Genomic DNA, 15,655 nt, shown 5'->3' on the forward strand with positions numbered 1-15,655 from the left:
ATAGCCCCGACCTGCAGTACTCTCCGGCGCATTCGACCCCCGGTCGAGTCGCGCAGGGGTCATCACAGGCCTGTATTGGCCGGTTCAGCCATTGAATCTTCGGCACCGACAAGCGTTAATTTTCGTGGATGAATCATTTTTCACCCCAGGAGCAGCGACATGCAGACGTTAAAGGCCTTATACGAGTCAGTCGAAAAGCAGTTTTTCGACACACTGACCAAAAAGCTCTCGAGCCTTTTTCTGCTGGTCCTGGTTAGCGCGCTGCTGTACTGGGTGGCTCTGAACATCCGCTCTGACATCATGCTGCAACTCCACGGCACGCAACTGGATGCGGCCGAACTGGGCAAAATTCAGGGCCAACTGGATGTCCTCAGCAACGCAATCCTGCTGAGCACCCTGTTTACGCTGGTCATGGTCAGTTTCATGGTCTGGTACTTCCGCCATTTGATTGTGCGTCCAGTGATGTTCATGACTCACGCACTCGAAGAAATCGCCAACGGCGAGGGCGACCTGTCCCGTGACTTGCCATTATTGACCCATGACGAAATTCGAGTGCTGGCCAGTACCTGCAATCGTTTTCTGGCCAAGCAGCGCGAGGTTATCAGCAGTATTCAGGCGCTGACGGTGCAGATCGCAGTCGAATCGGCACGCTCGCTGAAAAACATCAGTGATTCCAGCGACAGCGCGACCGATCAGGCGCGTTTCGCCAGAGAGGTGATGGACCAGAGCAATATGGCGGTGGGCAGCATTGAGGACGTCTCGCAGCAGACGCAGGGCATTTCCACTACCACTGCGCAGAACCTGAGCATGGCGCGTGACTCTTATGCCGAATTGCTGGAGGTGACTGGAAACATTAGCCAGATATCCAGCAGTCTCAATGAATTCGGTGGGCTGGTATCCGGCTTGAATGAGCGTTCTTCAAGCATCAAGTCGATTGTCGGGCTCATCCAGCAGATATCCTCGCAGACCAACCTGCTCGCGCTCAATGCGGCCATCGAAGCGGCGCGGGCCGGTGAAAGCGGTCGAGGGTTTGCTGTGGTGGCGGATGAGGTGCGCACCCTGGCGCAGAACGTCAGTAAAGCCACTGACGATATCTCCCGGAACATCGACGCGATGCTTCAGGAGGTCAGCTCCACCCACGAACAGACCATTCAGATCAGCCACAGCGCCCGCGAAACCCAACAGGTCGTAGAGCGCGCATCCGGCCATTTCGAGAGCATGATCGGTGATTTCGAGTCCACCAATGACAAGTTGGCCGACATCGCTGCGCATATCCAGCAGTTCGCAACCACCAACACAGGCATCAACGAACGGGTGACGCGAATTTACTCCGACAGCCAGGCTATCGACCAGCGTATGCAGCACTCTGCTACCGCCACCCGTGACCTGTCCGGTGTAGCCGAGAAGGTTCAGGCCTTGCTGGGGCGTTTCGTGCTGGGGCATGGCGAACTGGACGCTGCCATTACCCGCGCGAGTCAGTGCCGGGACATCCTGCAGGTGCGGCTGGCCGAGCTGCACAAACAAGGCGTCAATCTGTTCGATCAGAGCTACAAGCTGATTCCCGGCACCGACCCCAAGCAGTACATGACCGGTTACACAGAGCGCTTCGCACAAGTCTGTCAGGAAGAGTGCGACAAACTCACCAAGGGCACCCGGGGCGGCAAGGTCACTTTTATCGTGGATAACAAAGGTTACTGCCCGGTCAACAACAGCTGGGTGTCACTGAAACCGACCGGCGACCGTGCCGTCGACTTGCCGGTGTGCCGCAACAAACGCATGTTCTCCGACCCGATAGGCTTGCGTGCTGCGGGCAACCAGCAGCGTTTTCTATTGCAGACCTACCTGCGTGATACCGGCGAGATCATGACCGAAATCGATGTGCCGTTCTTTTTTGAAGGGCGTCATTGGGGCAACTTGCGGATGGGCTTCGACGCGGCGCTGTTGCTGGGCAAGTGAGGCAGCGTTACTGTTGCGTCGATAAGGCATGCAACACGACTGAACGTTCGCGCCGGTAAAAGCTCCACTTCTACAAGGCGCTGATTTTCAGAACGCCACCGGAGGTGTGACTTTGAACATTCAAGATCTCACAAAACATGCGAAGGATAAAAAGGTTCGTGAACTCGATCTGATCTCCATCGAGGGCGGTTCCTATGTGCTCCATGCACAACTTGACGGCAAGTCTGTACCGGTGGAAGACTCGACTGGCAAAACCTTGCACGTTGCCTCGGTGGAAGAGGCGCGCAAGGTGCTTTCTTCGGTATCTGATGTAAAGCTGTTCCTGACCCAGGCTGTGGCTCACGACGAAATGGTCGGTCTGGGCAGCGCTCAGGCAGAGTCATCACGCCAGGAGATCCCGTTGCGCTCAAGCCACTGATCGCGATGTCAGGCGCTGCGCCTGACCGCGATGCACTTGATTTCCAGTAGCAGCCCGGGATGCGCCAGCTCGGCAACGCCGATGCAGGTCCATGCACATTGGCCGCGCGGAAATATACGGTTTTTCACGTCACGAAACACCGCCATGTGCTCGCTCATGGCTACGTGATAAGTCGTCATGTCGACTATATCGTCGAACGTGCAGCCGCCCTCAGCCAGTACCGTGCGCAGGTTTTCCCAGCAGGCGATGAACTGCGCTTCGGGGTTGAGGATGACTTCCATTTCCCGTGTGCGTCCCACCTGTCCGGCGCAGTAAAGGGTGTCGCCGACTCTGACTGCGGGTGCATAGCCTGCTCGGTCCATGATCGGCTGCATGGTGGGCGGAACGATGATCTCTCGGTCTGACATGTTGTAACACCTGTTTGTAACGCTTGAGTGTGTAACACCCGACTATGCGATGGCTGATCGGGTTGTATATGAGCCAGTCATCTGGCCGCCGGTTTGGCTGTACGTCGCGGTTTTTTCGTCGCAGTGCCCGTTGCAGCAGAGGACGTAGCAGTGCTGCGCTTCGCAGTCTTGCGTTTTTTCTTCCAGGGCGGCGCAACGCCTGCAGGGCTGGCCGGGCCGCTGATGCTCATGCGCATGCCGACGCAGCGGCTGACCTGTTTGCTCATCCACGCTGCCTGTTTGGCGACGAACTCTTCAAGGCTCATTTCGCCGCTCTGTACCATGTCGAGTGCCTGTTCCCAGATCGCTGTAGTGCCTGGGTCGGCGATGGCGCGGGGGACGGCGTCGATCAGGCTGAATGCTGCGGGCGCTGCGCAGAGTGCCTTGCCCTGTTTGGTCAGATAGCCACGGTCCAGCAGGCCTTGAATGATCCCGGCGCGGGTGGCTTCGGTACCGATGCCGGTCGTGTCCTTGAGCTTTTGCTTGAGCAGCGGGTCTTCCACCAGTTTGGCGACGTTTTTCATCGCTTTGATCAGATCGCCTTCGGTAAAAGGTTTGGGCGGTTGGGTCCAGAGGTCCTTGAGGATGACCTCAGCGACGGCGCACTCGCAGCCCTGGAACAATGCCGGCAACGGCTGCGGCGCAGGTGCTTCGCGACCCTTGGCCGGTGCCAGTGCCTCGGGCATGGCACGTTTCCAGCCTGGCTCGACAATTTGTTTGCCGACCGCCCGCAGCGCATGGCCTGCGCAGTCGAAGTCGGCCTGGGTACGGTCGTATTCGTGGTTGGGCAGGAACTGCGCCAGATAGCGCGCCCTGATCAGGGTGTACACCGCTCGCGGCTTGCCGGTCAGACGCTCGACGCCGCGCACGGCAGCAGTGGGAATGATGCCGTGGTGGGCAGTCACTTTGCCGTCATTCCAGGCCCGCGATCGGCGTTGCGGGTCAAGGTGTGGCGACAGGCTGGCCAGCGTCGGGTCTGCCTTGCACAGCGCTGCGATGATATCCGCGGCTTCGCCATGCTGACTGTTCGGCAGGTAACCGCAATCGCTGCGCGGGTACGTGATGACCTTGTGTGTTTCATACAGCGACTGAGCTATATCAAGGGTTTCCTGCGCCCCGAGCCCGAGCTTTTTCGAGCAGATTTCCTGCAGGGTGCCCAGATCGAAAGGCAGCGGGGCAACTTCGCGAATCCGCTCGGTGCGAAGCTTGACCAGCCGTGCGCTGGCCGCACTGCGCATCGCTTCGGCAGCCTGTTGCGCCAGCGGCTGATTCAGGCAGCGGTCCTGATCGTCGCAGGCGTCGGACGGTGCGCGCCATTGGGCGATAAAAGCCTGATTGTCGTGCAACAGCCTGACGTCAATGGCCCAGTAGGGTGCCGGTACGAAGTTGGCGATGCTGCGATCACGGTCCACCACCAGCCGCAGGGTCGGGGTTTGTACCCGCCCGACTGGCAATACGCCCTGATAACCCGACTGGCGACCCAGCAGGGTGAACAGGCGGCTCATGTTCATGCCGATCAGCCAGTCGGCACGGGATCGACCCAGTGCCGAGTGATACAGGCTGAACGTATCGGCACCGGGTTTGAGCGCTGCCAGCGCCTTGCGGATGGAGGCGTCATCGAGTGCCGACAGCCACAAACGCTGAATCGGCCCGCGATAGCGACAGTGTTCGACCAGTTCGCGGGCGATCATCTCGCCTTCGCGGTCGGCATCGGTGGCTATCACCAACTCTTGAGCTTCGCCCAGCAATCGCTTGACTGCCTTGAACTGGCTGGCAGTTCTCGGCTTGACGAGCATCTTCCACTTTTCCGGAATGATGGGCAGGTCTTCCAGCACCCAGCGTTTGTAACGCGCATCGTAGGCGTCGGGCGGGGCGGTTTCCAGCAAGTGGCCGATGCACCAGGTTACGGTGGCATTGGCACCCACCCAGCAGCCGTCGCCACGCCGGGTCGCGCCGAGCGCAGCCGCAATGTCTTTGGCCTGGGAGGGTTTTTCGCAAAGAAACAGCCGCATGACTACCGTCGTCGATTACCGGTGCAAGGGCTGCAAGGATGAACGTTGAATACGCTACGGGCAAGTTTTATCTGTATGGATATACAGATAAATGAGGAGGACCATGGGGTGAAGCACTCACGCCATGGCCGCTCTTGCAGCCGTGGAGAGTGGCCGGCTTAGCTCAACAGGTCGGAGAACGCCTTGTCGGCTTCAAGCACCGCTGGCAGCCCGGCAAACAGTGCGTCCAGATCGACTCCTTCCATCAATGGCCCGCCGCAGGCATGCTGCGCTTGCGCAGTTGCGCCGCCGTGGGCTTCCAGTGCATCGGAGATGGTGATGGCCTGAGCGACGATCTTTGGCAGCGGTGCGTCGGCCGGAGCCTTCAGCGGTGTTGCCTGATAGGCGATAGCCTGTTTGATCAGCTCTGGCAGATGCCAGCGACTGGCCAGTTCTGCGCCTACTTCCGGGTAGCTGAAACCCAGTTGCAGGGTTTCGTTGGCTGCACGCCCCGGTGTACCGGCCTTGGCTGCGTTGTTCAAGCGCTCTGCAACGTCGGGGGCGCCGGTCTGGATCAGCAGTTCGCCAATGTTATGCATGACCCCGCAGGTAAAGGCGATTTCTGGGTCGACACCCGTCTGTTTCGCCAGCATCCGGCAGATCCCTGCCACCTGAAAGCTTTTGAGCCAGAACCCTTTGAGGTCAAAACTTGGCCCGGCTTTGAACGCGCCGGTCACTGCCGAGGCCATTACCAAGGTGCGCAGGGTGTTGAAACCCAGGCGCATGGCCGCGTCTTCGATACTGGAGGATTCTCGCGAGCCGCGAAACCGCGCCGAGTTGGCAAGGCGCAGCACCTTGGCAGCAATCACCGGGTCTTTCTCGATGTTTCGGGCAATGCTTTCCAGGTTCGAGGAAGGGTTGTCAAATTGCAGCATCAGATCCTGAGCCACCTTGGGAATGCTCGGGAGACTGTGCAAATCGTCAAAAAGTTTTTCGATACTCAGCATGGCAAGACCATCCTCTGCACGGCGGGGATGATTCAACCATAGCCAGTTTTTCCTGCTCTGCACGTTTCACCGCCGATTGTGGGAGACAGGTCTCAGCACGCTTCGAAAAAAATAATCAAGGACTCGTCCATCTCGGCCGATATGGCGATACAAGCGTCTCTGTAAGGTTTCGGTACCTGAACCTGCCTGATGATCGACATGGCAGGCGCTGGTGTATCGACTCCGGTTGCTGAACGGCCTGTAGGTTGTTACGTGAAAAGGACGGCACAGTTGGAAGTTTGATTGGCGATTCAGAGATCGTCCTTATTGGTTTTTGCCGTGGAAGTAACCGCTATGAAAAGTCTGGGTTTCAGCAAGAAAATTCTTCTCGCCGCCGCATTGATTGTGGTTGTCGCGTTCAGTGTGTTCATTGTCATCAATGACTATCGACAACGTCAGTCGCTCAAATCCAGCGTCAGGTCCGAGTTGCAACAACTGGGTACGCTCACCACGCAGAACATCCAGACCTGGCTGGAAAGCCGCATGCAATTGCTGCAATCGATGTCGCAGCAAGTCGCCGCGGATGGCAAGGAGCTGCCACAGTTGCAGCGCGCCATCGGCCTGCCTGCCTACAGCGAAAGTTTTCAGTTGAGTTACTTTGGCAGCACCGATGGCGTGATGTTCTCGGTGCCGTCGGCCAATCGCCCCGCTGACTACGATCCGCGTGCACGTGGCTGGTACAAGGCGGCACAGAATGCGCCCGGCACCATTGTGACCGAACCCTACATCGCGGCATCTTCCGGCAAGCTGGTCATGACCATGGCCACACCAGTCAAGTTTCAGAATCAGTTCGTGGGCGTGGCCGGTGCTGATATCGCTCTGGACAACGTCACCAAGATCATCAACTCGCTGAACTTTGATGGCCATGGTTATGCGTTTCTGGTCAGTGCCGACGGCAAGATTCTGGTGCACCCGGACAGCAAGCTGGTGCTCAAGAACATCAGTGAAGCCTACCCGACCAACACTCCGAAAATTGCTGCCGGGGTGAGTGAAATCGACTCCGGTAAAAAGCCGGAGATCATTTCCTTCACGCCCGTTCAAGGTGTCTCGACGGCCAACTGGTACGTGGCACTGGTACTGGAACAGGATTCCGCCTACGCCATGTTGACCGAGTTCCGTACCTCGGCCATCACTGCGATGGTGGTTGTGGTGATGGTGATCATCCTGCTGCTGGGCCTGTTGATCCGGGTGTTGATGCAACCCTTGCATCAGATGGGCCGCGCGATGCGAGATATCGCTGACGGCGAGGGCGATCTGACCAAGCGTCTGGCCATCACATCGCAGGACGAATTCGGTGCCCTGGCGCAGTCGTTCAACCATTTTGTCGAACGTATCCATACCTCGATCCGCGAAGTGGCCTCGACTGCCGCGCAACTGGGGGCGGTGGCCACACAAGTGGTCAAGGTCTCCAACGCGTCGATGGACAACTCCGACCAGCAGGCCAACCGCACTGAAAGCGTGGCAGCGGCGATCAACGAATTGGGTGCCGCCGCCCAGGAAATCGCCCAGAATGCTGCGCGCACCTCGCAGCAGTCGAGCGATGCGAGCGGCCTGGCCAGCGACGGCCAGAACGTTGTGCAGCAGACCATCAAGGCCATGAACGAGCTGTCCGGCAAGATCAGCGAGTCGTGCGTGAACATCGAAAGCCTGAATGGCAAGACCGCCAACATCGGGCAGATTCTCGAAGTGATCACCAGCATTTCCCAGCAGACCAACCTGCTGGCGCTCAACGCGGCCATCGAGGCGGCGCGTGCCGGTGAAGCCGGGCGCGGGTTTGCCGTGGTGGCTGACGAGGTGCGTAACCTTGCGCACCGCACTCAGGATTCGGCGCAACAAGTGCAGAAGATGATTGAAGAGCTGCAGGTCGGCGCTCGTGAAGCGGTGGTCAACATGACTGAAAGCCAGCGTCAGAGCGAGGACAGCGTAGGCATCGCCAATCTCGCCGGCGAGCGCCTGGGCAGCGTGACCCGACGCATCGAAGAGATCAACGGCATGAACCAGTCGGTGGCCGCAGCAACGGAGGAGCAGACCTCGGTGGTGGAGTCGATCAATGTCGACATCACTCATATCAACACCCTCAACCAGCTGGGCGTCGACAACCTGCGCCAGACCCTGGACGCCTGCAACTCGCTGGAAGAGCAGGCTGCCCGCTTGCAGCAACTGGTCGGCAGCTTCCGGATCTGATCCGGCAGCTGTCTGTACCAAGCGGAGGGCTCATCGTGATGTACAGGTCCCGATGGGCCTGTAAATAGGGCTCAAACCGCAATGATGATCGTTACCACGCTCCGCGTGGTAATGCATTTCGTGACGCTGCAACACCTTCTGCGACAAACTGTTATCAGCTAGTCACTCACGGTTCATGAGGCTGCAACAACACAGGTTCAGTTTGGTTGACAACCGAATACGACCTGTCCCGGGTCGTGCGCAGACCGAGAAGCCTCATGAACGATGCCATTCATGTACAGGGCCTGAACAAGACCTTCTCGCACAAAAGTGCGCTGGTTGACCTTGCGTTGTCTATACAACCTGGTGAGATGGTTGCGCTGATTGGTGCTTCCGGCTCTGGCAAATCAACCTTGCTACGCCATCTTGCCGGCCTGGCGTGCTGTGATCGCAGCAATGGCGGTCAGGTTCAGGTGCTGGGGCGCGAGGTTCAGTCGTCCGGTCGTCTTAACAGTCAGGTGCGACGTCTGCGCGCCGATATCGGCTATATCTTCCAGCAATTCAATCTGGTCAATCGCCTCAGTGTGCTGGACAACGTTTTGCTCGGTTGTCTGGGACGCATGCCGCGCTGGCGCGGCAGTCTGGCGCTGTTCAATCGCGAGGAAAAACAGCGCGCGATGGCCGCGCTGGACAGGGTAGGGCTGGCAGATCTTGCCGCCCAGCGGGCTTCGACCCTGTCTGGCGGCCAGCAGCAACGAGTGGCGATTGCTCGTGCCTTGACCCAGCGCGCCGAAGTGATCCTAGCCGACGAACCGATTGCCTCCCTGGACCCCGAATCGGCACGCAGGGTCATGGAAATTCTTGCCGACATCAATCGCAGCGATGGCAAGACCGTCGTCGTCACCCTGCATCAGGTGGATTACGCGGTGCGCTATTGCCCGCGTGCCGTGGCCCTCAAGGGCGGGCGGATCCATTTTGATGGCCTGGCGCAGGATCTCAGCAAACAGTTCCTCAATGACCTCTACGGTGCAGACGCGGACGCGAGCCTGATGATCACCGAACGAAGCCGTCGCGTTCGGCAGAAGCCGCGTCTGGAACTGGCCAAAGTCTGAAGCTTTTCAACATCACCCTATTTATCAGGAGAGCCTGCATGTTCAAGCGTATCGGTCGTCTTCTCGCCTCTGCCGCCTTGCTGACCGCCTGCGCGTTGGGCACGGTCCAGGCTGCAGAAGAAAAAGCCATCAATTTCGGCATCATGTCCACCGAGTCATCGCAGAACCTGAAAAGTATCTGGCAGCCGTTTCTCGATGACATGAGCCGCAAAACCGGTCTGAAGGTCAATGCCACCTTTGCCTCGGACTACGCCGGTCTGATTCAGGGCATGCGCTTCAACAAGGTCGATGTGGCCTGGCTGGGCAACAAGGCCGCGATGGAAGCGGTAGACCGCTCCAATGGCGAGATCTTTGCCCAGACGTCTGCCGCCAACGGCGATGCGGGCTACTGGAGCCTGTTGATCGTGCGCAAGGACAGCCCGATCAACTCCGTCGAAGACATGCTCAAGAACGCCAAGAGTCTGACCTTCGGCAACGGTGACCCGAACTCCACGTCGGGTTATCTGGTGCCTGGCTATTACGTATTTGCCAAAAACCACGTGGATGCCTCCACCGCCTTCAAGCGCACCTTGAACTCCAGCCATGAGGTCAATGCCCTGAGTGTTGCCAAAGGTCAGCTGGATGTCGCGACCTTCAATACCGAAAGCTGGGACCGCCTGGCCGTGACTCAACCAGACAAGGTCGAGCAGTTGAAAGTGATCTGGAAGTCGCCGCTGATTCCAGCCGACCCGATTGTCTGGAGCAAGGCGCTGTCGGACGAAAACAAGGCGAAGATTCGTGATTTCTTCGCCAGTTATGGCAATACCGCTGAAGAGAAAACCGTCCTGAAGAACATGCAGATGGGCAAGTTCCTCAAGTCCAGCGATGACCAGTTGTTGCCTATTCGCCAGCTTGAGCTGTTCAAACAGCGTACTGAGGTGACCGCCAGCACCACGCTGGATGCTCAGGAGAAAACGACCCGCCTCAAGGACATCGACGCCAGCCTGAACAAGTTGCAGGAGCGCATCACCGAGCTGAACCAGAAAACGGCAGACAGCTCTGCAGGTTGAGCCAATCGATCACTATCAGGAGTTCGCCATGACCACTCAAGTTGCCTATGCCCAGGTTGCGGGCAAGCCCAACTGGTCTCGTTACCTGGGCTGGGGGCTGTTGCTTGCGGCACTGGCCTGGGCCTGGCAGGGCGCGGAAATGAACCCGATGACGCTGGTTCGGGACTCGTCGAACATGGCGACCTTCGCCGCCGATTTCTTCCCGCCGGACTTCCGTGAGTGGCGCAGCTACCTCAAGGAAATGCTGGTGACCATCCAGATTGCCCTGTGGGGTACGGCGCTGGCGATTGTCTGTTCGATACCGCTGGGCGTTCTTTGCGCCGAGAACATCACGCCGTGGTGGATTCACCTGCCATTGCGGCGCTGCATGGACGCCTTTCGCTCGATCAATGAGATGGTTTTTGCGATGTTGTTTGTAGTCGCGGTCGGGCTTGGGCCGTTTGCCGGGGTGCTGGCGCTCTGGATCAGTACCACCGGTGTGCTCGCCAAGCTGTTCGCCGAAGCCGTCGAGGCCATAGAGCCTGGTCCTGTCGAAGGGGTACGTGCGACCGGTGCCAGTGCTTTACAGGAAGTGATCTACGGTGTAATTCCTCAGGTTATGCCGCTATGGATCTCCTATGCTTTATACCGGTTCGAATCCAATGTGCGCTCGGCGACCGTAGTGGGCATGGTCGGAGCAGGCGGCATCGGGGTCATTCTCTGGGAGAATATCCGGGCCTTTGCGTTCGTCCAGACCAGCGCCGTGCTGCTGGTGATCATCGTTGTGGTAAGCGTCATCGACATCATGTCGCAGCGCCTGCGCAAGCAATTCATCTGACAGAAGAGGGGTGTTCAATGAACACTTTTTTTAATCATGCAGTTGTCTAGACAAGCTGAGCCGATGTACCTCGAACTGGCTGAAACCCTGCGCGATGAGCTGGTCTCGTATCGGCCCGGCGATTATCTGCCTGCCGAGTTTCAGTTGGCCGAACGCTTCTGTGTTAACCGCCATACGATCCGCCGAGCGGTCGATGAACTGGTCCGTGAGGGCAGTGTGTTGCGACGCCAGGGCAAGGGCACGCAAGTGCTGGAACGTCCGTTGATCTACCCGATGCAGGCCGACAGCGCCTACAGCCAGTCGCTGTCGGCACAAGGCATCGGCGTGGAAGCGATTCTGCTGTTGCGCCGCGAATGCCTCGCCAGTCACGAAGATGCGCTGCATCTGGGGCTGGCCGAGCATGCGCCGCTGATCGAAATGCAGACGTTACGCAAGCTGGATGGCCAGCCTGTAAGCCTGATCTGCCACCGCTACAGCGCCCGCTACAGCGATGTGCTGGCTGACTATCAGGGTGGCTCGGTTCGCCAGTATCTGGCTGAGCGCGAGTTGCCGCTGAGCCGCGCGCAGAGCCTGATCGGAGCACGCCTGCCGTCCCGTGAAGAGGCCGGGCTGCTGCTGATGCCCCGGCACATGCCGGCGCTGACGGTGTTGACGGTTTCGTGTGACCGATCGGGGCGGCCGGTGGAGCTTTCCCGCTCGGCCAGCCGCTGCGACCGCTTCCAGTATCAGGTGGCGTTCAACCAGATCGCCGTCACCCCAACGACTGACTGACATCGAGGTGTTCCATGCAAGCAACCCCTGAAACGGCCGCGCGGCAGCACTGGATGGGCGTACTGGCGCGCGCCCTTGTCGATGAGCCGAGCCGCGAACAGTTGCAGCGTCACGAAGCGGCGTTGCGTGACACCGATTACCAGATGATCCGCGCCCCGGAAATCGGCATGACCCTGGTGCGTGGTCGCATGGGCGGCACCGGTTCGGCGTTCAATCTTGGCGAGATGAGCGTTACCCGCTGCGTGGTCCGTCTGGCCGATGGCCGCACGGGTTACAGCTACCTGGCCGGACGCGACAAGCGCCATGCCGAACTGGCGGCGCTGGCTGATGCCCATTTGCAAGGCGCGCAACAGGCCTGGTGGCTGTCCGAGCTGATCGAGCCCCTGGCGCGTGCGCAAGCCGAGCGTCGTGCACGCAAGGACGCAGAAGCCGCTGCAACGAAAGTGGAATTCTTTACCCTGGTCCGAGGAGAAGACTGATGAATGCCGTCCTTCTGCAACCTGCCTTCACCGATCCGGTGCTGGATGCCCAGCGCAGTTTTCGCGTAGCGCTCAAGGCTTTGTCCGGTCCGGGTGTGATCCAGACCCTGCCCACCAGACATCAGCCGCCTGCCTTGCAGGGCCTGGACAGTGCCACTCATGCCTTGTGCCTGGCGCTGCTGGACCTGGACACTCCGCTCTGGCTTGCCCCTGAGTTTGATACCCCGGCGATTCGCGCGAATATTGCCTTTCATTGCGGCAGCCCGATTGTCAGCGACCGGCACGCTGCGCGCTTTGCGTTGCTCGATGCGTCGACTGTCAGGGACCTGCACGGTTTCGATACCGGCAACGACCGTTACCCTGATCAGTCCTGCACCTTGCTGATTCAGTTGCCAGGCCTGCAAGGCGGACAGACCCTTGCCTGGAGCGGTCCCGGCATCGAGCAGCAAAATTCTGTGGCCTTGCCGCTGGACGAAGCGTTCTGGACCGAGCGTGAAGCACGGAATGTCTTCCCCTGTGGGCTGGACGTGTTCTTTGTGTCGGGCAACCAGATGCTCGGCTTGCCACGCAGCACCCGCGTGCAGGAGTGTGCCTGATGTACGTCGCCGTGAAGGGTGGCGAACAGGCCATCGATAACGCCCACCGCCTGTTGGCCAACAAGCGCCGTGGCGATACAAGCATTGCCGAGCTCGATGTCGAGCAGATCCGCCAGCAGTTGCCACTGGCGGTTGCGCGAGTCATGAGCGAGGGTTCGCTGTACGACCCGCAGCTGGCCGCACTGGCGATCAAGCAATCGGCGGGGGATTTGATCGAAGCGATCTTTCTGCTGCGCGCCTACCGCACGACGCTGACGCGTTTTTGCGCCAGCGTGCCCATCGACACCTCGAATATGCCGCTCAACCGGCGCTTGTCTGCCACGTTCAAGGACGTCCCCGGCGGGCAATTGCTGGGCCCGACCTTTGACTACACCCACCGCCTGCTGGATTTCACCTTGCTGGCCGAAGGTGAGCACCCTGGCCCGGACGTGGCGCCGGATGCAACGCTGCAACCCTGCCCGCGAGTGCTGGGGTTGCTGGCCAAAGAAGGGTTGATCAAACCTGAAGTGGACGATGGCGAGAGCGTCGCGGACATCACCCGCGAACCGCTGGAGTATCCGTCCAGTCGTGCCCAGCGTTTGCAGGCGCTGGCCCGTGGCGATGAGGGTTTCCTGCTGGCACTGGGTTATTCGACCCAACGTGGTTACGGCCGCAACCATCCGTTCGCCGGGGAAATCCGCATCGGCGAGGTAGAGGTCTGGATAGAGCCTGAAGAACTGGGTTTTCCGATTGTGATCGGCGACATCGAAGTGACCGAGTGCGAGATGGTCAACCAGTTCGTCGGCTCGGCCAGCGAACCTGCGCAGTTCACCCGTGGCTACGGCTTGGCATTCGGCAACGCAGAGCGCAAGGCAATGGGCATGGCGCTGGTGGACCGCTCGTTGCGCGCGGGGGAATTCAACGAAGAGGTTCTCTCCCCGGCCCAGCAGGAAGAGTTCGTGCTGGCGCATTGCGACAACGTCGAGGCGGCCGGTTTTGTCTCGCACCTCAAGCTGCCGCATTACGTGGACTTCCAGTCCGAGCTGGAGTTGATCCGCAAGCTGCGCAAGTCCGCACCGCAACCGGAGAGCGATCAATGACTAATGCACCCATGAACACCGCAGAGCAAAGGCCCGCACGGGATGACGCCTACAACTTCGCGTATCTGGACGAGCAGACCAAACGCATGATTCGCCGTGCCTTGCTCAAGGCGGTAGCGATTCCCGGTTATCAGGTACCGTTCGGCGGGCGCGAGATGCCGCTGCCTTATGGTTGGGGCACCGGCGGGATGCAGCTGACCGCTGCGATCCTGGGTGCCGATGATGTGCTCAAGGTCATCGACCAGGGCGCTGACGACACCACCAACGCCGTCTCGATCAGGCGTTTCTTTGCCCGTACGGCCGGTATCGCCACCACCGAGCGCACCCCCGAGGCGACTGTCATCCAGACCCGTCACCGCATTCCGGAAACACCGTTGCACGCCGATCAGATCATGGTCTATCAGGTGCCGATTCCCGAGCCGCTACGTTTCATCGAGCCCTCGGAAACCGAGACCCGCACCATGCACGCGCTGGACGATTATGGCGTCATGCACGTCAAGCTCTACGAAGACATCGCTACCTTCGGCCACATCGCTACCAGTTACGCCTACCCGGTCATGGTCGATGAGCGCTACGTGATGGACCCGTCGCCGATCCCTAAATTCGACAACCCCAAGCTGCACATGAGCCCTGCGCTGATGCTGTTTGGTGCGGGACGGGAAAAGCGTCTGTATGCCGTACCGCCGTTTACCCGGGTGGTAAGTCTGGACTTTGAAGATCACCCGTTTGAAGTGCAGCGCTGGGAGCAGTCCTGTGCAATCTGCGGCAGCCATGAGTCCTTTCTCGACGAGCTGATTCTCGACGACGCCGGGACGCAGAGCTTTGTCTGCTCCGACACCGATTACTGCGCCCAGCGCGTCAAACAGCAGGAGAACGACCGATGATCAGTGCACGTTCGTTGGACGCGGCGGGCGGGCGCCTTCCTGACGCTGTGCAGCCGCTGCTCAAGGTACGCGGCCTGACTCGCCTGTACGGTGTGCAGAAAGGCTGTCAGGACGTCAGTTTCGATCTGTACCCCGGCGAAGTGCTGGGCATCGTTGGCGAGTCCGGCTCGGGGAAATCCACGCTGCTCTCGCTGTTGAGCGGACGTTGCCCGCCGGACCGCGGCAGCATCGACTATCGCAGTAAGGCGGGCGACTGGTTCGACCTGTACAGCGCCAGTGAGGCGCAGCGGCGCACCTTGCTGCGCACCGAGTGGGGTTTTGTCGAACAGAACCCGCGCGATGGCCTGCGCATGGGCGTGTCGGCCGGCGCCAATATCGGCGAGCGTCTGATGGCGCAGGGGGTACGTAATTATCAGCAGTTGCGGGGTGCCGCGCTGGACTGGCTGAGCCAGGTCGAGATCGACCCGCTGCGCATTGATGATCTGCCGCGCACATTTTCCGGCGGCATGCAGCAACGCCTGCAAATCGCCCGCAACCTGGTGTCCAGTCCCAGACTGGTGTTCATGGACGAACCCACCGGCGGGTTGGATGTATCGGTGCAGGCGCGGTTGCTCGACCTGTTGCGTGGTCTGGTTCGAGAGCTGGACCTGGCCGTGGTCATCGTCACTCACGACCTGGCGGTCGCACGGTTGCTGGCTGATCGGCTGATGGTTATGCGTCGCTCGGAAGTGGTCGAGAGCGGCCTGACCGATCAGATTCTCGATGACCCGCAGCATCCGTATTCACAACTGCTGGTGTCCTCGGTATTGCAGCCATGAGCCGCACTGTCCGAACAGCCTGTAAAGAAG

At 59.7% G+C, this 15,655-nt stretch carries 15 protein-coding genes and 1 pseudogene; 13 read left to right on the top strand and 3 right to left on the bottom strand.

Going from position 1 to position 15,655, the window contains the following annotated elements:
* The first annotated feature begins 159 nt into the window (after window positions 1–159).
* Together LJU29_RS12210 and LJU29_RS12215 are read left to right on the top strand one after the other, a co-directional pair.
* Window positions 160–1,956, top strand: coding sequence for a methyl-accepting chemotaxis protein (locus LJU29_RS12210; RefSeq protein WP_054083059.1), 1,797 nt, complete (start codon window positions 160–162; stop codon window positions 1,954–1,956).
* Between the two features lie 106 nt (window positions 1,957–2,062).
* Window positions 2,063–2,374 carry a DUF6482 family protein gene (locus LJU29_RS12215; protein ID WP_029240937.1) on the top strand — a complete coding sequence of 104 codons (312 nt, stop codon included), beginning with the start codon at window positions 2,063–2,065 and terminating at the stop codon, window positions 2,372–2,374.
* Window positions 2,375–2,382: 8 nt separating this feature from the next.
* On the opposite strand, the gene LJU29_RS12220 is transcribed toward LJU29_RS12215, so the two are convergent.
* The 3 genes from LJU29_RS12220 to LJU29_RS12230 form a co-directional block, all read right to left on the bottom strand.
* Entirely contained in the window at window positions 2,383–2,781 is a 399-nt protein-coding gene (locus LJU29_RS12220) for a RidA family protein (RefSeq protein ID WP_004658073.1), read from the bottom strand.
* A 77-nt stretch (window positions 2,782–2,858) separates the two neighbouring features.
* Entirely contained in the window at window positions 2,859–4,832 is a 1,974-nt protein-coding gene (locus LJU29_RS12225; protein ID WP_257112460.1) for a DNA topoisomerase III, read from the bottom strand.
* Between the two features lie 158 nt (window positions 4,833–4,990).
* Window positions 4,991–5,818, bottom strand: coding sequence for an HDOD domain-containing protein (locus LJU29_RS12230; protein WP_257112461.1), 828 nt, complete (start codon window positions 5,816–5,818; stop codon window positions 4,991–4,993).
* A 333-nt stretch (window positions 5,819–6,151) separates the two neighbouring features.
* On the opposite strand from LJU29_RS12230, the pseudogene LJU29_RS29615 reads away from it, so the two are divergent.
* From LJU29_RS29615 to phnK, 11 genes and pseudogenes are all read left to right on the top strand, one after another.
* Window positions 6,152–7,183 (top strand): annotated as a pseudogene (locus LJU29_RS29615) (HAMP domain-containing protein); the annotation flags it as partial.
* Between the two features lie 93 nt (window positions 7,184–7,276).
* Window positions 7,277–8,041 (top strand): methyl-accepting chemotaxis protein, encoded by a 765-nt coding sequence (locus LJU29_RS29620; protein WP_371321914.1) that lies wholly within the window; start codon window positions 7,277–7,279, stop codon window positions 8,039–8,041.
* A 257-nt stretch (window positions 8,042–8,298) separates the two neighbouring features.
* Window positions 8,299–9,132, top strand: coding sequence for a phosphonate ABC transporter ATP-binding protein (phnC, locus tag LJU29_RS12240; RefSeq protein WP_002553874.1), 834 nt, complete (start codon window positions 8,299–8,301; stop codon window positions 9,130–9,132).
* A gap of 38 nt (window positions 9,133–9,170) precedes the next feature.
* Window positions 9,171–10,181, top strand: coding sequence for a phosphonate ABC transporter substrate-binding protein (gene phnD / locus LJU29_RS12245; RefSeq protein ID WP_054995219.1), 1,011 nt, complete (start codon window positions 9,171–9,173; stop codon window positions 10,179–10,181).
* A gap of 28 nt (window positions 10,182–10,209) precedes the next feature.
* On the top strand, window positions 10,210–10,998 hold the full coding sequence (phnE, locus tag LJU29_RS12250; RefSeq protein WP_005753762.1) for a phosphonate ABC transporter, permease protein PhnE: 789 nt from the start codon (window positions 10,210–10,212) through the stop codon (window positions 10,996–10,998).
* A gap of 36 nt (window positions 10,999–11,034) precedes the next feature.
* A complete protein-coding gene (phnF, locus tag LJU29_RS12255) occupies window positions 11,035–11,769 on the top strand; it encodes a phosphonate metabolism transcriptional regulator PhnF (RefSeq protein WP_002553871.1) in 735 nt (244 codons plus the stop codon).
* 14 nt (window positions 11,770–11,783) lie between these two features.
* A complete protein-coding gene (gene phnG / locus LJU29_RS12260; RefSeq protein WP_004658080.1) occupies window positions 11,784–12,248 on the top strand; it encodes a phosphonate C-P lyase system protein PhnG in 465 nt (154 codons plus the stop codon).
* A complete protein-coding gene (phnH, locus tag LJU29_RS12265; protein ID WP_054995218.1) occupies window positions 12,248–12,844 on the top strand; it encodes a phosphonate C-P lyase system protein PhnH in 597 nt (198 codons plus the stop codon). The genes phnG and phnH overlap by 1 nt, the downstream gene beginning before the upstream one ends.
* A complete protein-coding gene (locus LJU29_RS12270; RefSeq protein WP_257112469.1) occupies window positions 12,844–13,923 on the top strand; it encodes a carbon-phosphorus lyase complex subunit in 1,080 nt (359 codons plus the stop codon). The genes phnH and LJU29_RS12270 overlap by 1 nt, the downstream gene beginning before the upstream one ends.
* Window positions 13,924–13,934: 11 nt before the next feature.
* Entirely contained in the window at window positions 13,935–14,807 is an 873-nt protein-coding gene (locus tag LJU29_RS12275) for an alpha-D-ribose 1-methylphosphonate 5-phosphate C-P-lyase PhnJ (RefSeq protein WP_369812060.1), read from the top strand.
* Window positions 14,804–15,625: a phosphonate C-P lyase system protein PhnK gene (gene phnK / locus LJU29_RS12280; protein WP_057424250.1), complete on the top strand. Its 822-nt coding sequence runs from the start codon at window positions 14,804–14,806 to the stop codon at window positions 15,623–15,625. The genes LJU29_RS12275 and phnK overlap by 4 nt, the downstream gene beginning before the upstream one ends.
* Window positions 15,626–15,655: the final 30 nt, after the last annotated feature.

Source organism: Pseudomonas ficuserectae (assembly GCF_024584585.1).
In the GTDB taxonomy this organism is placed as follows: Bacteria; Pseudomonadota; Gammaproteobacteria; order Pseudomonadales; family Pseudomonadaceae; genus Aquipseudomonas; species Aquipseudomonas amygdali.